We start from the raw sequence: 19,855 nt of genomic DNA on the forward strand, positions 1-19,855 counted from the left end.
CATTTCTGACGTAAAGAAAATTAACTGTGATTTAAGCTTGCATGAATTTCTGGTGATTATAATCCGCCTGAAATTTCAAAGGCCTGGCCGGTGATGGCGGCTGCTTGAGGGGAAACCAGGTAATTGACCATTTCTGCGACTTCTTCGGGCTCTATCCATCGACCGAGTGGAACCGCACGCAGTTCTTCTTCTTCAAAGAGCTCGGCAGGGAGATCATAGTGCTCTGCAATGGCGGCCATGCTTTGTTTGCCCATATCGGTGCGTACCCAGCCAGGGCAGACCGCATTGACAGTAATGCCCCAGGGCATGACATCCTGTGCCAAGGCGCGGGTCAACCCAACGACGCCATGCTTGGCCGCGCAATAGGCAAGAGAATGACGGATGCCTTTTAAACCCAAAACAGAGGAAATATGTACGACCCGACCGCCCCCTGTTTTGCGCATTTCAAGCACGGCGGCCCGAGAACAGAGATAGGTTCCATTCAGATTGGTGGAAATAGTGCGTTGCCAGACCTGTAAGTCCTGATCGCTTTCCAGATTGCTGAAACCTGAAACACCGGCCGCAGTGACCAGAATATCCAATCTTCCACTTTCGGCGACAATTTTTGCAAATACTTCGTCGACCTCCCAAGGAGAGGTTACATCCAATTGTTGCGCTTTGACGGGCAAGCCTTCCTGCTGCAATTCTTTGCAGGCTTGTTCAAGACGCTCTCGATTCTGGGCGCAAAGCCAAGTCGTGATACCCTGTTGTGCCAGTGAACGTGCAATCGCTTTGCCTATCCCTCGGCTGCCGCCTGTCACCAGGGCGATCATGCGGGGGAGGGTTCTGTGCCACTGGGGCGTGCAGGGGCAGCCGGGCGCTCAAAGGGCAGCATCAGCTTCCACAGTGCTTTCAGCTCAGGAGAAACCTCAAGGATTTGTCGGTTGTGACTGTGCACGATCAAGGTATTGCCATTGGGCATGCGTTGAGCGTAGGAAGGGGAACCGTATTTGATTTCCTTGCGTCCCGAGCATTCCCAGACAATTTCGGCCTCAGAATTGACTTCAATCACGCGGTCATTGCGTGTATCTGCAATCAAGGTATTGCCATTGCTTAAGCGAGAGGCAAATTCTGGATAGCTCAAGTGTTGGCCATCTTCTCCAGAGGTTTTGCGTTCACCAAATTTCCAGACGACCTGGCCCTCCTGTGAAATTTCGAGTACTTGGTGTACCGCCCAATCGGTAAACAAAATATTGCCCGATTCAAGCTTGCTGGCTTGATAGGGGCCCGTCAGGTGTTCTACCCCCTCATAAATCCAGACAATTTCGTTGGTTGGGCTCAGTTCAAAAATGCGGCTATTGCCCTGATCCACGATCAGGGTATTGCCATTGCCCAGGCGCTGGGCCCAACGGGGTCGGTTCAGACCTTTGTTGTCATTGAGGGCCTTGCCGGTTTCACCAAATTGCCAGACAATTTTGGCTGTTTTGGGATCAATTTCAATCACGCGGTGCTGGTCAGTATCTGCTACCAAAATATGACCTGAGAGCATGCGGGTACAGGAGTGTGGTTTGAGCAAGACCTCCCCTTCTTTTTCGCCATAACGCCAATCCATGCGCCCTTCCCGATCCACTTGCAATACCCGGTTTTTGGTGCGCTCTACCAAATAAAACTGCAGCGGATCGAGGGTTGGTTTGCCCAAGAGAGTCACATGGGCCTTATTGCTGGTTGAGGTGCGCATACTGGATATGCGTTTGGCAATCAGTGCCTGTACCGCTTCAGATTTGGAGGCCGCTGCAAGTTCTTCTTCGCTTTTTTCAAGACGCATATAGGGGTTGCGTACCCCGTGTTTGACAAAGCGTTTGGTGGCCTGTTCTGTTTTCAGAACGGCTTTGGCCTTTTCAAAATCCGACATTTGGCAGCCCCAAACAACCTTTTTCTCGCGGGTATCGTATTCAAACAGGGAGCTTTCTCCCAAAACTGTGACGACTCCATTGGGCAGATAGGTGGCCCGAAAGGGGGAATCCATATGGTATTCTTCGGGGCCAGAATTGGTAAAGTGTTCCCAGAGAATTTTGCCCTCAGGATCCAGTTCCAGAATGCGTAAATTGCCAGCATCTACGATCAGGGTATTGCCATTGTCGAGGCGTTGTGCCGATTGGGGATAGCTGAGATAACCGGGTTCCAGACCGTAGCCGCCTGAGTCTTTATTCTCAGGATTGCCGTATTGCCAGACCAACTGCATGTTTTCAAGCTCAAGAATACGGTGGTTGCCGGTATCTGTGATCAGCAGGTTGCCATTGGCGAGACGTTGAACGTCGCTGGGCATATTTAACATGCCATCTGCTACGCCTGCTTCGCCCATCTTGCCATACTGCATGTGCAGATCAGAATCCTTATCCACCTCAATCACACGGTGATGGCCCTGATCCACAATCAAGACGTGGTTTAAACCATTGGCTGTCGCACGCACAGGGTTTTTCAGACGGTGCTCAGAAGATTTGCCTTGATCATATTCCCAAAACAGACGGCCACTGGGGGTAATTTCCATGATCCGACCGAGACTGTAGTCGGTAATCAAGGTATTGCGGGTGGCCAGACGCACGGCGTCACGGGGAAAGGCAAATTCAATCGAAGCTTCAGTGAGCATGTCCTTGCCCATGGTCCAGAAAATATGCTTTTGCTCATCGACTTCTAAAATCCGTTTGCCTTCGATATCGATCAAGAGGAAATGGCCTGCGGTCAGGTTATCGAGCGGACGAATCGAAGCAATACTGATAATGCCACGTTTGAGCAATTCTTCAGGGCGCTCAATTTCATAGCCGCAATAGGAGCAGATATAGCTGCCAAACAAGGGCTTTGAGCAATTGGGACAATTGGAGGGAACGGTTTTTAAGCCTGCCTTGACCAGGCTGTCGCGCTCATGCTTGTGCAGCATATCTTCCATTTGTTCGCGCAGAATGACGATATCCAGATGGTATTCTTCAACCACGTTTTTGAGTTTAATCACCGCACCGGTATACCATTCCAGTTCGTTGCGGGCACGGGTGGCCGCAGATTTCACGCGCATCAGGTTTTCGGTTAAATCAGGGTCATTGAGCAATTCCACTTGCCCTTTGGATTGCATATAGAGATTGTCAGCGCAAATTTTGAGAATCAGTTCATCGGCCACAGGCGAGACATTCCATTGGGGGGCCTTTTCGGGCTTAAAGGGAGGCGGGCCACCCTCTTCTGCCTCTTCATCCTGCTCCTGGACTTCTTCTTTCTCGCGCTGCATCTCTTCAAAGGCCCGCTGTTCCAGGTCGAGTGTAGGCACTGCTGCCTGTTGGCTTTCCTGCTGGCGCATGGATTCTTCAAGGGCTTTTTGACGCACGGCAATTCGGGCATCGCGCACCGCCTCTTCTGAAACCAAGCCTTGGCTGAGGAGAACATCGAGAACGGTTTGGTTTTTTGCCACAATTGGGTTGATACCTAAAAAATTGAGCGAGGCAGGTCGGGTGCCATCTTTAATCGAAAAACGCTGGGTTGTCTTTTGACGGGGGGCATCAATCACCGTGATAATTGGGGTAAAGGGTTCCGGCTCGTTCAGATAGGTCATAAAAACGAGATTTTCGCCATCGGGAGAGAGCCCCATCAAATCCACGGGGGCGTCACTGTTGACACTGAATAAATCGCCCTTGATGGCAATGTCTTTGCTCATCTGCTCGTTGTTCAGGTCGATGACCTTTAAGCCCGGATTGGGTTTTGTGGCCAGTACAAACAGAAAATCTTCATCTTTGCTGAGCAGGCAATTGCCCAATAATCCCACGCCGGGTGAGATTTTATGACTGCCTTGATCCTCCAGGTTCAGCACGGTAATACCTGTGCTGTTATCGGTGATATAGAGCTTTTTCCGTTTTTCTGAGAGGCAGATATTGAGGCCTTTGCTTGAGCCTGGATTGCGGCTTGAAACAGATTTGAGCAGGCTTCCACTTTCAAGGTCTAAAATATGAACCTGGCCTGCGCCGCGATCCGCTACGGCGCCTAGTTTTCCGCCATAGCTCAGAAAAAAGTCGAGGGGTCTGTTGTTCATTCCCTGGCGGGGGAAGGCGTTCCAGATAAAGCTGTGGCCCAAGGGCAGATGGTGTTCTTCGAGAAACTTGCCTGTCCAGCAGGGGCCTTGCGGACTGTAAAGAACAGAGAGTTCTGACGATAGCTCCCAAGCGATATCCTCAACCTTTTTGGCGCTTTCCTGGCTGAACAGGGTCAAATGCGTGCCTGCGGCTTCCCATTCATTCTGGCTCAGGGGTTTGTCTGCGCCTTCTGGTTTGGGCAGTTGGATTTGGAAGATTTCCGTGTCCTCAGGATAAGAGAACGCCCGAAACTGGTAAGTATTTTGGTCGAGTAGATAGCGTTTGCCTGAGAGGGCTTCTTGCCCTGCTTTCAGGTTTGCAGCGATCAGATCAGCTGCTTCCTGCACCTGTTCTGAACGAATTGCTTCGCGTGTGATCAATTCCTCGAGAAGGGGGTCCTGGAATGCATTTTCAGCTGCCATTGCTTTGCCTCTTTCCCTTACAAACTCTGTTTTAAAACCATTTTACCATGGGGATCCAGAAACGCTGAGCAGAGTTACAAAGCAAGCCCTGATTTTAGCTATCGGTATTTTCAGGCTCTGACAAAGGCTCTTCGGGTAAGGAACTCGCATTTTGAGTAAAAGGAAGGCTTTGAAGCTCTTCAAGCAGGGCAGGCAAGTCCATGCTGGCTGCATTGATTTCAATCTGAATATCGGCTTCTTCAGCGTTTTCGATTTCTTCGCGCAATTCATCTCCGTTTAAAAAACGGCCTTTTTTTTCTGCCTGCAAAGTTTCGGTTTCCGAAGTTTCTTCAGCAAAAGGAAAGAGCTCTGCAGGAGATTTGAGCAATTGCTCAACTTCTTCCAAACTTGATTGAATTGAGTCGTTTTCTTCCTGTTTAAACACATCTTCCATCAGCATGCGGTTTTCCATGGCATGGAGAAAATAGCCGGTGAGCATGGCTGAGGCCAAAAGACTTTGCATATTTTCTTTGCTGGCGGAAATCGTAGTCGTGAAATCGCTACCTGGTAAATAGCCCAAAAGCGCCTGTACATTCATGCCAATCATTTGCTTGACGTCAGGGTTGATTTCTGAGGCCATTTTTGCCATGTCTTGCACAGAGCGTGATTGAATATATTGATGAAGACGGTTGCCTGTAAAGCCGGGATTGTTTTCATCAGGGGGAATCTTAAAAAATCTCAACATCCAAGATGTCCTGAAAGTATTTCAATTTCTAGTTTATCCCAATCCACCCCTAATTTCAAACCTGTTTGCGGGCCAGAAACATACCGTCCCGTATGCTGAGCATGACGGATTCAACGCGGGAATCCTGTCTGGCATGCTGGTTAAAGGCCACAATGGCATGGTCACTTTCCCGCTCTGGGTTCAAGACTCTGCCACTCCAAAGTACATTGTCGACAATAATCAGCCCGCCTTTTCTGATCAGGGGAACCACGGCTTGCCAGTAAGCAATATAGTTTGTTTTGTCGGCATCAATAAAAGCCAGATCAAACTCGCCTTCCAGTTCTGCAATTGTTTCTAAGGCGGGGCCCATTTTGAGCTGAATTTTTTTTCCGTGGGGGCTTTGTGCCCAGCTTTTCTGTGCCAGGCGGGTGGATTCGGGATTGATATCGCAGGTGATAAGCTCCCCGTCTTCAGGCAAACCTTCGGCCATGCAGAGGGCGCTGAAGCCTGTAAAGGTACCGATTTCCAGAACTCGGCGGGCCTGACTCAACTGAACCAGAAAACGCAGCAAAGTGCCTTCGAGTTGGCCGGTCAGCATTTCGGGAAATTCTGTCTGGGCAAAGGTCTCTGAAATCAGGTTTTCCTTCAGAGAGCTTAAAGGGGTGGTATGCGCACGGCAATAGTTTTCAATATCTGTTGGAACAATGGGTTTCATGGGGGGATTCCTTGCAGGTGAGATGAAAATATTATGCCATGAATCAGCAAGGCTCTCTTGTTTTGGTGCTTAAATCTGCTACGATCTGGGGAAATAGTCTGTTTCAATCCGTGTTTAGAAGCCTGAAGGCTCTGTTTTTCAGGGCTACGCACTTATTTCGGATATGGTATAATGGCTCAGGATCATGCAAGGATAAAGTTGAATATTTTCATGGCAGAACCGAAATCACCCTTTTCATCCCCTTCTTCTTCCGGGTCAGAGTCTGCTTTTTCTCTTCCTGAGGAAGAACTGCGCAGGGATTCTGGGGGAGATCTCATTTCTCCTGAAGCCTATGCGCACCTTCGGCAGGGAATCTCACTTTTTAAGCAGCAACGCCTTGAAGAGTCTGAAAATGAAGTTGTTCACGCGATCGATCTGCATCCGCCCTTGTCTCCGCTTTACAATGTTTTTGCACTTTTAAAAATAGCCCGTCGTGCGGTAGACTCCCTCAAACAGTCTGTTTATCTGGCTTTAACCACCAGCCCTGAGTTTATGGATGAATTTGTGCGTGAAGGCATTAAACTTTTGGCTGAAGAACGTTTTGCTGAAGCCGAAGAACAATTTAAAAAGGCGATTGCACTCAACCCCAACAATACCGATGCGCATTTTCGTTTGGGTTTTACCTATGTGTCTCAAAAAAATTACAGCCGTGCGATTGAAGTTTTCGAACAATTGATTCTGATGGACCCTGAAAATCTCAATGCCTTTTTTATGTTGGGCATGGCCTACAGCGAAATGCGCGAATACTACCCTTCAATTTCCAATCTGCAATATGCACTGCGCTTGGAGCCAGCTTTTGTTGAGGCCCGTCTGACCTTGGCCGATGCCTATCATAACCAGGGTAAATATTTAATCTCTCTGCGTGAATTGGAACATCTTGAGGGCCTCATTCCTCAAGAAGATACCACCTATCTGCACCGCGGCATGATTTTGCTTGAACTTGAGCGTTTCGAAGAAGCGGTTCCTTATTTTGAAAAGGTGATTGAGCTAAAACCCGATGTGATCGAAGCCCATGAGCTGTTGGTGGGGCTTTATGAGAACCTTGGCAATTTCGAACGCGCGATGTTTCTGGCTGAACGGACATTGGCTCTGCAACCTGAAAACCAGGATATGCAATACGCTTTGGAACGACTCCAAAACAAGCTTTCACCTTCTGCTTAACGCTTAAATGTCTGTTTCTGAACTGCAAGCGCGTCTCAAAAGCGCTTATGCGCTTCTGTTCTCAGGTCAAATTGCTTCTGCCCGCCAGATCCTTGAGGCGCTTCAGCTTGAATTTCCGAGTGAGCCCGATATCTGGAATGGTTTGGGGCTTTTGAGTGAACAGATCGGAGAACGTGCTGCTGCCCAGGCTTATTATCTTGAGGCCTTGCGCTTAAATCCTGCCGAGGCTGAATACCACAACAATCTGGCTTTGCTTTTAGAGCAGCAGGGAGATTCCCTGGCTGCTCTTATGCATTTTGAAAGAGCCTTTCAACTCTCTTTTTCTGCCCACAGTGCCTATAATCTGGTGAAAGCCTTCTTGCGGGCTGAAAAGCAGGATGAGGCCTGTGAGGTCTGCCGTCAGCTTTTGATGCTTGAACCTGAACATCTTTTTTTTCACCAGTGTTTATTCGAACTGTGGCATGATCTCTCTGCTCAGATTCTTTGGTATCAGCAGCTTTTGCGTCGTCATACCCTGTCTGGACAGGCCTGCTATTTTCTGGCCTGTCTTTATGAGCAAGAGAACCAGACTCAAAAATTCTTGTATTATCTGGATCTCAGCCTTGAGCTGCTGCCTGATTGGGAATTGCCCCGGCGCCAGAAGATGCTCGCCTCGCTGAAGCTAGATTATTTTGAAGCGCAGAACCAGGCGCGTCAAATTTACACGGCGAAACCTTCTCAAGGAAATCGCCTGATGCTGTTTAATCTTTTGCCCGCTCCTGTCTTTGCCAGCCGCCAGGCACAGCAGACTGCACTCTTGGAGTTCGAAGCTTTACTCGATCAGGCTTTGCAGCGGTCTGAGCCCCTTCAGGATTTTCGTTTGATGAGCCTGCATTTTTATCTGGCGTATCAAAATCTTGAGGATCGGGTGTGGAATGAGCGCATTTACCGCCTTTACCAACCCTTGATTCCGGCTTTGTCTCAGGAGCTTTCGCTGCGCTCGAACGGGCCGCGCCGGATCGGGATTGTCTCCCGCTTTCTCTATCGCCATGCGGTTACTTTTTGCTTCGGTGGCATTTTTGAGGAGTTGGCACGCCATGCTGAAATTGAACTCTTCTTTTTTCCGATTCATGAACAGACGTATCAACCCGATCAAACACTTTTAGATTTTCAGGGGGGTGCCAAGCAGGTGATTCCTCTTTCGCTTGCGCAATCTGTATTGCAATCTGCGCAACAGATTCGCCAGACTGAACTGGATCTTTTAATTTATCCTGAAATTGGCATGGATCCCATGGCCTATATGTTGGCTTATAGCCGTTTGGCACCTGTTCAGCTTATGCTGGCGGGTCATCCGCTTACGAGTGGGATTGCTTCGCTTGATTATTTTGTCACCAGCCAAGAATTGGAACTGCCTAGCTGTCAGAGCCACTATTCTGAGCAATGGGTGGGCTTACCGGGCTTGATTCAGTATGCCCGGCCAGCACTTCCGGTTTTTCGTTCGCGAAGCGATTTGGGTTTGCCAGAGGATCAGCATTTGTATTTTTGCCCCATGACCCTGTTTAAAATTCACCCGGATCTGGATCTCTGTTTTGCAGAAATTTTACGCCGTGATCCCAAAGCCCAAATTGTGTTGTTCCGCTATTTGAATACCTCTTGGCATGAGGTTTTGCAAAGGCGTTTTGCCCATGAGATGCCTGATGTGGCTGAGCGGATTCAGTTCTTGCCTTTTCAGAGTTTTGAGGGTTTTCTGCAAATCTTACGTCATGCCGATTTGGTGCTGGATTCGCTCTATTTCAGTGGCGGCAATACTTCTTTTCTGGCTTTTGCCCTGGGGGTGCCCGTGGTGACCCTGCCTTCTGCTTATCTCAAAGCACGTTCTACCCTGGGGCTTTATCAGCGCATGGGGTTGAACCAGACAGTGGCGAATAGCCGTGAGGATTATATTGAAAAAGCCCTGGCTTTGGGAACCGACCCAGACTGGAGAAAGACCTTTTCGCAGCTGATTCAGGCGCGATCTGCGCTGATCTTTGATCAAACAGAATGGAACGGGGCTTTTCAAAACTGGCTTTTGCAGATGATCGCCTGAACCCAGGCCTGTTGATTTTGGCAAAAGAAAAAGCCCTCAGCTGAGGGCTTTTTCTTTGTGAAAATTTTAACGAACGAGGTTGATAACGGTATCCAGATTGGTTTGGTGTACAGAAATCACCTTGCTGACCGCGCTGAAGAATTTCTGAGCCAGTGAAAGTTCGGGCAGGGTCTGAGACAGTGAGCTGTTTGAACTTTCCAGACTTTGAGAAATAACGCGGGCATCCCCTGCGGCCAGGGCCGTCATCACCGAATCGGCTGTCGATTCAAAGACGGTTGAACCATAGCGGCTGAAACGCAGAAAATTGGGGGTAGAGGTATTGAATACATCGGTTTCATCAAAGATATGCACACCTGCTGCAAAGGCTGTGGCATTGACGACAATCAAACCGTTGGTCACGTCCAGAATGGCACCACGGCCATTCAAGTCAACCAGATAAAGGCCTGTGCTGTGTACAAGACGCAAAACACCGCCATGATTGACGACGTGGAATTCTCCATCACGTGAGTAATAGGCGATCCCGGTGGCGACTGAACCTGCGCCTGCGCCAATATTGGTGGCAAGACGGAAAAAGCCCTTGCCCTGAATGGCCAAGTGGGTAGGCTCTGTGGAGGCAACAATCGAGCCCTGTGAAAAGTCAATCGAGCTTTCATCGATCTGGAGGGTGGTTTCGGGCATTTGAATGCCCAACATCGGACCATTGGGGTTTCTAACGATCTCGCTAACACCCCCGCGGAACTTTACCTTGTTGGCTTTGTAACCGGTACGGCTGGTGGCATTCAGGTTAGAGTTAATAACACCGATCCAGCTGTTAATTGCGCCGAGTGAATATAATCCGTCAAATCCAAAATCTCCGCGGCCCATATAGCCTCCAAATTGTTGTGCTTCGTTACAGTTTGCGGTTCAAAGCCGCATTTAATCATAAAAATACACGGATGAACATTAACTCTATTATTACTTTAGAGTTTGCTTTACTCAAGTCATTTTAATACAAAAAAAACAAAATTAAAACTTTAGTGGGTTAACTTAATAAATATTTAATACTTTGCGAGTGCCATTTTTTTTGTTTTTTTAGTTAGGATTTTGAGGGGAGTGAATAAAAAAGAAACTCTGCAAGCCTTAACCAAATCTTATTACTAGGTTATATGAGGCTTATCCTTCTTTACGTCAGATCGGATCGGAATCAGCGGAAGATATAAGTAGGCAAACTGAAATGGAAAATGAAAGCTGAGGTTGATACCTAAAATGAATTTCGCAGTAACAGGCACACTCCCTACATCCAGTGCTTATGCTTCTCTGCCTGCCCCTGCCGCACTGATGCCGGCAGCTCCTGCCAGCTTCGCCCCCCAAAGTGTAGCGGCTGATTCCTTTATTCCCAGTGCCAGCTCCAGCTTCAGCGCCCCTGCCAGTGCCGTTCAGTTTGCCCAGACCGGTCTGCCTGTTCAGCAGGATGCAGCTCCCCTGATGAATGTACAGAATCAGAATTTTTCTCCCTATGTTCCAACCCTGACCGCTCTGAATATCTCAAAAACCGATCTGCAATGGGCTACTGAGCTGGAAACCAAGGTTCAGCAAGGTTATCAGCCCAGTGCTGAAGAAGCCGCTTATTATAAAAATCTTGGCAGTCAGCTGAGCATGATGCGTGAAAATATTCAACCCCTGAGCTCCACTCCCGCGCTGCCCCAGTACCAGGATTTTGGTCCTGCTCCTGTGGCTCCTGCTGCTCCCCAGCAGCCCTCTCAGGCTTTCACCAACCCCAATCTGCCCGCAGCAGATAAACAGGTCACCCTTTCTGAAATTGAATGGTCACTGATTCTCGAAGAAAAAGTTCAGAAATATGGCTATAAGCCCAATCCTGAGGAAGAGCAAAAATACCAGAATATCCTGGCACGTTTCAAAGCCAACCAGGAAATCAAAATGGAATTTATGGATGCTCTGGCAGCCCAGTCTCCCTGGGTGGGTGCCAACGTTGCATCTATTCGCTATAGCAAGATTGTAGCGGGTCAAATCAGCAATATCGTCGGAGCCGTTAAAAATGGTACCGGTTCAGTGCTCTCTGGCCTGAAAGGTCTGGGCATGACGGCTGTCAAAGCCACTGGTCTTTCTGCTTTGGTCAGCGGTGGTTTCTCGCTCGTCACCAACGGCATTGCCTATCTCCAGGGCAAGAAAACCAAAACCCAGGTTTTGGCCAATGTTGCCACTGATACCGTTACCGGTGCTTTCACTGGTCTGGGTGCCACGGTTGTAGGGGGTGCAGCCATGACCGCGCTGGCAGCAACCAGCTTGGCTGGTTGGCCCGTTACTCTGATTGTCGGTGCGGCAGGCATGCTCGGTGGCTACCTTGCCGACAAACTGCTGGTCAAGACCGGTGCCAAGGAATGGATCAAGAGCAAAGTGATTGGCATGCTCGAGGGGGGCAGCATTCAACCCAAACCTACCCAGCCTGCCGCTCAGCCTCAGCAGCCTGCTCAGCCCCAACAGCCTGTATACCAAGCTCCGGCCTACGGCCCCATGCCCGTTTATGGCTATTAATTAAAAAGCTTTCAGCCCTCGTCAGAGGGCTTTTTCATTTTTTGTCTGACGTGCTTTGTGCAGGGCTTTGAGCTGGTGGTGATTCAAAAGTCCCCTGGCCAGTGCCAGTGCCATTTTTTCATGGCCCTGCTGTGCAAGGGTATCTAGCTTTTTCAGAATTTTGGCTTCATTGAGCCACCCTCCAGCTTGCAGTAGCCAATCCAAGGCCTGGTGCAGGGGAGTGAGTTGCGTGATTATGCGAACTTCAAACGTGGGATGTTTTTGAAAAAAGAGCCAGGCTCCTGCGCCCCGCGCCTGTTCTTTTTCAATCAAGGCAGGCCAATCGGTGCTCGAAAAACGGGCTTCAAGGTGGTATCCCCGGGCTTCGGGTACGGGGGCTGAACGCATTCCCTGTCTGCGCAGCCGAATGCCCAGTTCGAGATCTTCCCAACCGTATTGGCGAAAGTTCGGATCAAATCCGCCCGCAATTTGAAGCGGCTCAAGTGCAACCGAGAGATTGCAGGTATCAAAAAAAGCACGAGAAGCATCTGTCCAGGAACTGTAGGGGGTTTGGGTCGGGTTTTCTGCGTCATGGGTGATGATGACCTGGCCTTGCCCGATCCAGCCAGGGCCGTGTTGAAGATGAAAGCGATGGTGAGCGGAGACAAACTCAGGCGGCACAATCATATCGCTATCCAGAAAAATCAGCAGCGGCCCTTGGGCCAAAGCCAAGGCACGGTTGCGGGCCGCCGAACGGCCCTGATTCTGGGGCAGGCGTTCCCAGCGCAAACGGGGCCAATGCTGGGCCAGATTTTTTAAATAATCAGGGGTAGGATCACTTGAACCATCGTCAATCACGATCACTTCAAAATCGCTAAACCATTGGTTTTGAAGGGATTCTAAGCAGAGTTTCAATTTCTTGAGGCTATTATAGCTGGGAATGAGAATGCTGATTTGTGACATGTGCGAATGGTGTGCCCCTGCAGACATTTAAAAGCCGCCACGTAAGTGGCGGCTAGAAAGTTCAAGGGTTTAGCGAGCCGGGCTCCACTCCAGGAGCAGGCCTGTTTTGGCCGGAACCTGAGGAGCAAGCAACTGGCCATTGCGGATTTGCAGAGTGCGTCCGCTGATCAGGTCGCGCAAGTTGCCATCTGGAACATTGACGCGAGTCAGATCCAGGGGAATATCCTGGGCTTTGAGATTATTGTTGATGACGACCATGATTTTGCTTTTGGCGTCTTCACGCAGATAGGCAAAGGTGCGGTTGTCATTGTGACGCATCAGGCTGCGGAAGCTGCCTCGGCGCAAGACAGGATATTGGTTGCGAATTTGGATCAGGCGTTTGTAATAGGTACGCAGATCCTGATTCCATTGGGAAGGCTCCCAGGGCATGGTGCGGCGACAATCGGGGTCCATTTCACCGGCCAAGCCAATTTCGTCCCCATAATAAATCACAGGGGCACCCACATAGCTCATTTGGAAAAGAGCAGCCAGTTTGACCTTGTTGATATCGCCTTTGGCCATGCTGAGGATACGGGCGGTATCGTGGCTGCCCAAAACATTGAACATGGAATAGGTGACGGAGTCGGGGTGACGTTTACGCAGCCCTTCCAGGCCCCAATCCAATTGGTCAACACTGGTTTTGTCATTGATCAGGAAATCAAAGACGGTTTCGCGGAACTGATAGTTCATGACCGCATCAAACTGATCACCCTGAAGCCAGGGTGAACCGTCGCCCCAGATTTCGCCCACGATATAGAGCTCGGGATTCATGCGTTTGACTCGGGTGCGGAATTCACGCCAGAAATTCATATCGCGTACTTCATTGGGGACGTCCAGACGCCAGCCGTCAATGCCCTGTTGGGTCCAGTATTCTGCGGCTTTGAAGAGATATTCACGCACTTCAGGATTGTATTCGTTCCATTTGGGCAGGCTGGCAAAACCCCACCAGGATTCATAATTGGGTTTTGGCTCCTGAACCACGGGGAAACCATGCACCAGATACCAGTTCCAATATTTGGATTTCGGCCCATTTTTGATCACGTCCTGAAAGGCCCAGTGAGCATCGCCAGAGTGGTTAAAAACTGCGTCCAATACAACTTTGATACCCATGCTGTGTGCTTTGGCAATCAGCGTTTTGAAGGTATTCATATCCCCGAAGGCGGGGTCGAGTTTCATATAATCAGCGGTATTGTATTTGTGGTTTGAATTGGGGGCTTCAAAAATAGGATTGAAGTAAATCGCGTTGATACCCAGTTCTTTTAGATAGGGCAATTTTTGGATAACGCCTTCAAGGTCTCCCCCCATGAAATTATAGAGCTTGGGTTTGCTGCCCCAGGGCTCGGTGCCGGGAGGATCGTTGCGGGTATTGCCATTGGCAAAACGCTCAGGAAAAATCTGATAAAAAACAGCGTCTTTGACCCATTCGGGGGTTGCGAAGTTAGCGCTTAGATTGCGAGCAGCCAGAGCAGGAGCTGGGCTTTGTTTGCGCGCAGCAATCAGATTTTTGGCGGCCCCGATGGAATAGGCAGAAAGGTTGGTTTGGGCTGAGCTGGCAGCTTGAGCCTGTACCCGTCCAGCTGTTTGTGTGCCAACGGGAAGAAGTGTGTTGCTTAGGCTGGAGCAGGCGGTAAGGGCCAAGCTACTGAGCAAGGCAGTGGTCAAGAGCGAACGTAACTGTTTCATTGCGAAACCCCTTTAAGGAAAACATCTGAATAAAAACAAAGATCATCTTCTTTAATTTTAACAAGAAATTAACCTTTACTTGCTAAAAATTAAACAGAAATTTACAATCAACTTGAAAATTATTTCCTGACTCTGTTGCCCAGAGGATTTGGAATCTGTCTCACAGTATAACAGTTTCTACTGCACTCGGCTCAAGGATTTTATCAAAAGAAAAGACTCGTTCAAGACGAAACTGACGGTTTTCCTGACGTAAATGGCAAAATGCCTCAAGATAGGTGTAATTGCCTCGCCCAGCCAAAAATAAAGGAGTGATGATTCTTTCTATGCGTTCATTGCGGGCATTGTGGTAGCCAATCCGAATATCGACCTGTTGGCGTATGGCTTCTGTAAGAGCGTGGGCCAAAGGGTGTTTGGGGCTCACCGCTGGGGATACCAACTGGTGGCAGACGCTGGGATAGTTTTCCCAAAAGTTTTCGAGTGAAGTGTCTGGGCCGAGCGGCAGTCTGCTCACACAGAGTTTAAACAGCTCTGCGCAGGCCAGGGCATCAGGCAGGGCACGGTGTGCGGGCCCATGATTGGCCAGTTGAAAGCTTTCAATCAGGGTGGTCAGCCTGTAATTGGGGGCTTCAGGCAGAAGCAGGCGGGCCAGCCGACAGGTATCGATGGTGGCCTGTGTAGGATAGGGGGCATTTTGTCTGCGCATTTCACAGGCCAGAAAGGCAAGATCAAAACTGGCATTGTGTGCCAAAAGAATGCTGCCCTCTAGAAAGGCTTCCAAGGGCTTGGCAATCTCAGCAAAACTGGGAGCAGAGGCGACATCGCTGTCTGTAATGCCATGAATGGCAATGACTTCATCCGACATCAGAACCCCCGGATTGACCAATTGGTTATAGGTTTCACGCGGGCCTGTTTCAAGTTGAAAGCGCACCGCTGCAACTTCTACAATGCGATCTCGGGTTGCAGAAAGACCGGTGGTTTCAAGATCAAGTGCAATAAAGCTTTGATCTTTTAATACCCCACCGGTCATTTTTCAGGCGCCTAGTTCCACCAGGAACTGAGCATTTTGTCAGCCTTGGTACGGATTTCTTGGGGCATTTTATTCCAAATGCCTTCGGCCATGGCCTGGTTTTTCATACGCTTGATCGGTGTTTCGCGATCCATGCCTTTCATATAGTCATCCAGAGTGGTTGAAATGACTTTCTGGGCTGCTTTGTCTCCCTTGGAAGCGGCACCCGCCAAGGAGTAAAGAATCAGGAAAGAACGGCCATCATCAATATCTTTCATGAAACGGCTGCTGGGGAATTGGGGGTTGCTGACCACAGAAACCACTTCCTGATCGGTGACGCCCAAATTGCCAAGAATTCGACCCAATTCAGCGGATTGGCCATTGTCTACCAGCAGTTTGGCTAAATCATTGCGGTTTTTGGCGGTACCATTGACCCAGATTTGTTCTGCCAATTCGCTGACCTTTTGAGGTTCTGCCAGACCGCCATACCCAAAATAGGTTTTGTTCTTGAGATTTTTGCCCAGCTCTGCCAATTCGGCATTCTGATCCAATTTGGGAGCGGCTGCGGGGCCAGGAGCTTGGGGGCCTGCTGGGGCCAGATTGATTTGGCCCAGATCCGTGGGCTGAGCACCTGGTGCCGTGGGGCCTGCTGGGGCCTGAGAGGCGGGTGCTTGGGGAGCCTGTGCCGTGGGCTGTACCTGATCGGGTGCGATTCCCAGAGCATTCAGCACAGCGGTCATGCCTGCGGCCACATCAGGGTAGCCCTGAACGGCGGGTAGACTTTCCATTAAAATTCCTGCGGCAGCTTGTTTTTCTGCCGGAGACATGGTTTTGATCAGCTCATTGCGGGCTGCTTCATTGGGAGTTCTCAAGGTCAGGGCCAAAAGAATTTCGGTTTTGGCCTGATCATTATAGAGTTTGAAAACTTCTTTCTGCTGTGCTTTGTTTAAGCTTGGAAATTTATCCAGCGCTTCTTCAGCAGGCAGATTGAGGAAGTCCTGGGCCTTGAAAGCGGGGGGGGCTGCTGGTTTTGTGCTGGGAGCTACCGGGGGTTTTTCTGCTGCTGGCGCAACGGGCTGCTTGGGCGTCTGGGGACTGACGGCCGGCTCTTCAACGATGGGAGCTGAGACAGGGGCATCACTGGCGCCTGTTTGAGGAACTGGTTGGGCCGGTGCCTGGGCTTTTACTTCGGGAGCTTGAGGAGCGACCACGGGTTGGGCTGGCGCTTCAGAAAGTGGGGCAACCGTTGCTTTTTCACCTAATTCACCCACCAAGAGATTCAATTCGGTGGTTTGAGAGAAGTTCTGGCCTGCGGTTTCCTGGAGCACGGATTGGTAGATGGCTGCGACCTGGGTTTTTTCTTCAGGGCTCATTTGCCCGATCAGCAGGCTGCGCATGGTTTGATTGTCAATTGCTTGGGTGGTGACATGCAGCAGAACCTGAGCCTTGCCTTGGGTGTCCAGGCTTTTGAAGACCTGGGCCTGATCCGCAGGGTTCAGATCGCGAAAACGCTGTAATTGCTGTTGGGGTGTCAGTTGCAGGAAGGCCTGTAAGTCAATAGCCGTGGGAGATTCTGCTGCTGTGGGCACTTCGGTCACCAAGGGATTGGGGGCAATCGGAAAGCCTTCGCCTTCACCGGCTTGGGGAGCGACGGGCTGCTGGGGCTGGGCAGGGGGAACCACGGGTTGTTCAGCGGCTGGAACACTGGGGGCTTGGGGTGGGGCCACAGGTGCAGTGGGTTGTGCGGCAGCCTGAGGAGCAGGAATTGTTTCTTCTGCGCCGGGTGGGGTAAAGACTTCCTCTTGGGAGGTTGAGCCTGCCAGTTTGCTGCGCAGGGTTTGGGCCTGCTGGGCCAGTTGCTGGGCAAAAAGCTGTTCATTGAGCTGGCTGAGAATTTCCTGTTTGATACGGTTATCGCGTTTGCTGAGATATTCGTCCTGGCTGTCGGGCCAGCTTAAGAGGGCATTCAGGCGCAGGCTGGCGGATGCATTCTTAAGCTGAGAAATGGCCTGAAAATCTTCTGCGCCAAGCCCCAAGGGGTTGTCAGGAGCTGCCGCTCTGATATAGTCGTCGGTAATTTGCAGAAAGGCCTGTCGTTTTTCGGCTGGAATTTTGTTGATGGCTTCAAGTTGTTGAGCTGGAGATGCAGTCAACAGGCGTTGAACATCCTGTTCCAAGGCCAGATCGGGAGGGGCTGCTGCTGGTTGAGCGGGGGCTTGGGGGGCAACCGGTTGTTCTGCGGCAGGAGCAGCCGTATCTGCGGGAGAGGCTGGAGCTTCTTCTGCAGGGGGTTGGGCTGCGGGTGGGGCCTCGGCAGCATCCAGTTCAGCCAGGCTTTTGCCTGCTTCAACGGCTTTGCGGCGTTCAGTGGCCTTTTGATGGGCCGAACGGGCTTCTTCCAGTTGGGGTTGGAAAGCTTCCATGCGTTTACGGGCCAGCTCGACTTCACGGTTGGCGCGGCGCAGGTCTTCTAAGGTGCTGCCACCGCCTACAAAACTCCAGAAACCATGTTTTTCTTTGAGTTCTTTATTGAGTTTTTCTTTGTCTTTGAGCAGATCTTCGCGTTCTGCTTTCATGCCACGCAGAGCCAAAGACAGCTGGCGACGTTCGGCTCCGTCCACATGGCCTTGACTCAGACGTTCCTGGGTGGATTTGATATCACTGTCTACAGAGGCAATATTTTCATCGATATCGACCAGACGGCCATCGATTTCTGCAAGTTTTGAAACGGCGTCATCGCCAATCCGATCGGCAATTTTATTGCGGGCGTGAACCGCGTCATCGTGGCTTTCCTTGAGTTTGGCATTTTGACCTTCAACTTTTTTCAAGGCCTCGCCTGTTTTTTTCTCGGCTTGGGTGGCGGTGCGGTAATCATAGCTTCCGCCTGTGGCATCCACAAACGATACCTCGGTAGAGGACTTGCCGACATCTTCTTTAAACTGCAGTGAGAAACTGTGTTGAATGTCTTTGACGGTAATATCATCGTCGTCAAACAGACCCAGTTCAGGATCTGTCAGATCAAAGGTTGCACCCTGCAGCTTTTCTGCATTGGCAGCCGTGGCTTGAATAAAAGCCTTGACTTCTTTAAAATCAAGGTCTTTACCGCCCCAACCCAAACCCAATCCGCCGAGAAAACCCGTTTTGCTGTTGTAGTTGTCTTTGATAAAGGACTTAATACCTTTGTCGCTGAAATCGGTAAGGTATTGGCCATTGATCCGGAAACGGACATTGTTTTTTTCAAAAACATTTTCACGGGGACTGTTGAGAACATAATCAGGAACCTGACGGTTATTTCCGGAAAATTGGACATTGCTGCTCATGGTTTAACTACTCCAGATCAAATATTCACTCGGCTCGGGCTGAGGGTGCTTTCAGATATTATAGGAAAACAGGGGGCTGCCCATGCGTTAAAATTCGGCAGAGGGGTTAAACCCTGTTTAAAAGACGGACAAGATAGCCAAATTAGAAAAGGACGTCTTCTGTTTGAGAAGACGTCCTGGTAAAAAAATCGTGTCTGCAAAGGGTTTTACTGTTTTGCGTAAGAATCAAGTCGATTTTTCAGATAGGCACGGCCATTGCGAATGACCGTCAGGGTTTTTTGAATTTCATCTTCAACGTGGTTTAAGACGGTATCGGCATATTGTTCTGTTTGATGACGCATGGTCAGGGCTTCTTTGCGAGCCCCTTCAATGGTGTCAACGACCCGTTTATCAGAGGTGGCAACAGAGATTTGACTCTGTGGTGCGATAGGGGTTTGGTTCTGATTCATGGATACTGTGCTGACTCCCGTTTTTTTGGTCATATTCTGACTGAGTGGCAGGCCAATTTCTTCAAGCTGGCTGCTGCCATTGCGTTGTGACAAGATCGGTGTAAATTGGCTATCGACAGGTGTATTGCCTTCGCCTGAGGCCACTGTGTTGTTGCCTGAACGGTTATAGCCACGGCCTGTGCCAATTTGTTCATGGTACTGTCGAATCAGATGGGCTTCGTCAAGATTTAAGAGACGTGCATACTGACGGATATAACCTGAGGTATAGACTGGGGCGGGCAATTGATCGAGATAGCCTTCTTCAAGCGCGTATAAATAATGAAGTTTGATAAAGGTTTGCTTTGAAACTTCTTCAAGCGAAATATTTTTTTGGAGACGAGCTTGTTTCAGTATGCTGCCAATTTCGATTGAACGGGCCATACTTTCTGTTTTTTCAGGAATTTGTACGTAACTCACCTGGCGTCCACTCCATTGCTGTATTTCTGCCTTCAATTCAAGGGCTTGCCTGTGGCGTATTGTGTCACTGCGACACACTCTATTCAGTTTGTATCAAGAACTGAATTTGTGTGTCTGGTCACATCACTTGCTGTTTAAAGTATAGACAGGGAATATCTCTGCGTCAATCAGGCCGCTCAAATAATCCGTATTCTCAGCGAGAAGATTCCAGACAGGATCAGCTGTGCTAAAATAA

The 19,855-nt window shown here is 49.8% G+C and carries 13 protein-coding genes; 3 read left to right on the plus strand and 10 right to left on the minus strand.

All coding sequences use genetic code 11. From position 1 onward, the window contains the following. Positions 1-56 precede the first annotated feature (56 nt). From COW20_23385 to COW20_23400, 4 genes are all read right to left on the minus strand, one after another. Positions 57-812 (minus strand): hypothetical protein, encoded by a 756-nt coding sequence (locus tag COW20_23385; protein ID PIW44588.1) that lies wholly within the window; start codon positions 810-812, stop codon positions 57-59. Next, the gene (locus COW20_23390) at positions 809-4,510 is read right to left on the minus strand and encodes a hypothetical protein (protein PIW44589.1); all 3,702 of its coding nucleotides are present in this window, start codon (positions 4,508-4,510) and stop codon (positions 809-811) included. The genes COW20_23385 and COW20_23390 overlap by 4 nt, the downstream gene beginning before the upstream one ends. Before the next feature lie 94 nt (positions 4,511-4,604). Continuing rightward, complete coding sequence (locus COW20_23395; GenBank protein ID PIW44590.1) at positions 4,605-5,234, minus strand: hypothetical protein; 630 nt, start codon at positions 5,232-5,234, stop codon at positions 4,605-4,607. A 55-nt stretch (positions 5,235-5,289) separates the two neighbouring features. Next, a complete protein-coding gene (locus COW20_23400; GenBank protein ID PIW44591.1) occupies positions 5,290-5,928 on the minus strand; it encodes a methyltransferase in 639 nt (212 codons plus the stop codon). Between the two features lie 171 nt (positions 5,929-6,099). Between COW20_23400 and COW20_23405 the strand changes: the two genes are divergently transcribed. Together COW20_23405 and COW20_23410 are read left to right on the plus strand one after the other, a co-directional pair. Continuing rightward, on the plus strand, positions 6,100-7,128 hold the full coding sequence (locus tag COW20_23405; protein PIW44592.1) for a hypothetical protein: 1,029 nt from the start codon (positions 6,100-6,102) through the stop codon (positions 7,126-7,128). Between the two features lie 7 nt (positions 7,129-7,135). Further along, positions 7,136-9,193, plus strand: a complete 2,058-nt coding sequence (locus COW20_23410; protein PIW44593.1) for a hypothetical protein — start codon at positions 7,136-7,138, stop codon at positions 9,191-9,193. Between the two features lie 66 nt (positions 9,194-9,259). Here COW20_23410 and COW20_23415 read toward each other — a convergent pair whose 3' ends face one another. After that, positions 9,260-10,057, minus strand: coding sequence for a hypothetical protein (locus COW20_23415; protein PIW44594.1), 798 nt, complete (start codon positions 10,055-10,057; stop codon positions 9,260-9,262). A gap of 381 nt (positions 10,058-10,438) precedes the next feature. On the opposite strand from COW20_23415, the gene COW20_23420 reads away from it, so the two are divergent. Next, positions 10,439-11,725: a hypothetical protein gene (locus COW20_23420; GenBank protein PIW44595.1), complete on the plus strand. Its 1,287-nt coding sequence runs from the start codon at positions 10,439-10,441 to the stop codon at positions 11,723-11,725. Positions 11,726-11,746: 21 nt separating this feature from the next. Here the strand turns inward: COW20_23420 and COW20_23425 are convergent, their stop codons facing one another. The 5 genes from COW20_23425 to COW20_23445 form a co-directional block, all read right to left on the minus strand. Continuing rightward, the gene (locus COW20_23425) at positions 11,747-12,694 is read right to left on the minus strand and encodes a family 2 glycosyl transferase (protein PIW44596.1); all 948 of its coding nucleotides are present in this window, start codon (positions 12,692-12,694) and stop codon (positions 11,747-11,749) included. Between the two features lie 42 nt (positions 12,695-12,736). Then, positions 12,737-14,389: an alpha-amylase gene (locus tag COW20_23430; protein PIW44597.1), complete on the minus strand. Its 1,653-nt coding sequence runs from the start codon at positions 14,387-14,389 to the stop codon at positions 12,737-12,739. Positions 14,390-14,549: 160 nt separating this feature from the next. Further along, entirely contained in the window at positions 14,550-15,416 is an 867-nt protein-coding gene (locus COW20_23435) for a hypothetical protein (GenBank protein ID PIW44598.1), read from the minus strand. Positions 15,417-15,427: 11 nt separating this feature from the next. Then, entirely contained in the window at positions 15,428-18,715 is a 3,288-nt protein-coding gene (locus tag COW20_23440; GenBank protein ID PIW44599.1) for a hypothetical protein, read from the minus strand. Positions 18,716-18,921: 206 nt separating this feature from the next. Next, on the minus strand, positions 18,922-19,620 hold the full coding sequence (locus COW20_23445) for a hypothetical protein (protein PIW44600.1): 699 nt from the start codon (positions 19,618-19,620) through the stop codon (positions 18,922-18,924). Between the last annotated feature and the right edge of the window lie 235 nt (positions 19,621-19,855).

The sequence above is a fragment of the bacterium (Candidatus Blackallbacteria) CG13_big_fil_rev_8_21_14_2_50_49_14 genome (assembly GCA_002783405.1).
GTDB lineage: Bacteria > Cyanobacteriota > Sericytochromatia > UBA7694 > UBA7694.

What these genes read in the sequence shown, in the direction of transcription:
- COW20_23385 (PIW44588.1), bottom strand. Translation starts at nt 812, where the DNA reads ATGATCGCCCTGGTGACAGGCGGCAGCCGAGGGATAGGCAAAGCGATT.
- COW20_23390 (PIW44589.1), bottom strand. Translation starts at nt 4,510, where the DNA reads ATGGCAGCTGAAAATGCATTCCAGGACCCCCTTCTCGAGGAATTGATC.
- COW20_23395 (PIW44590.1), bottom strand. Translation starts at nt 5,234, where the DNA reads ATGTTGAGATTTTTTAAGATTCCCCCTGATGAAAACAATCCCGGCTTT.
- COW20_23400 (PIW44591.1), bottom strand. Translation starts at nt 5,928, where the DNA reads ATGAAACCCATTGTTCCAACAGATATTGAAAACTATTGCCGTGCGCAT.
- COW20_23405 (PIW44592.1), top strand. Translation starts at nt 6,100, where the DNA reads ATGGCTCAGGATCATGCAAGGATAAAGTTGAATATTTTCATGGCAGAA.
- COW20_23410 (PIW44593.1), top strand. Translation starts at nt 7,136, where the DNA reads ATGTCTGTTTCTGAACTGCAAGCGCGTCTCAAAAGCGCTTATGCGCTT.
- COW20_23415 (PIW44594.1), bottom strand. Translation starts at nt 10,057, where the DNA reads ATGGGCCGCGGAGATTTTGGATTTGACGGATTATATTCACTCGGCGCA.
- COW20_23420 (PIW44595.1), top strand. Translation starts at nt 10,439, where the DNA reads ATGAATTTCGCAGTAACAGGCACACTCCCTACATCCAGTGCTTATGCT.
- COW20_23425 (PIW44596.1), bottom strand. Translation starts at nt 12,694, where the DNA reads ATGTCTGCAGGGGCACACCATTCGCACATGTCACAAATCAGCATTCTC.
- COW20_23430 (PIW44597.1), bottom strand. Translation starts at nt 14,389, where the DNA reads ATGAAACAGTTACGTTCGCTCTTGACCACTGCCTTGCTCAGTAGCTTG.
- COW20_23435 (PIW44598.1), bottom strand. Translation starts at nt 15,416, where the DNA reads ATGACCGGTGGGGTATTAAAAGATCAAAGCTTTATTGCACTTGATCTT.
- COW20_23440 (PIW44599.1), bottom strand. Translation starts at nt 18,715, where the DNA reads ATGAGCAGCAATGTCCAATTTTCCGGAAATAACCGTCAGGTTCCTGAT.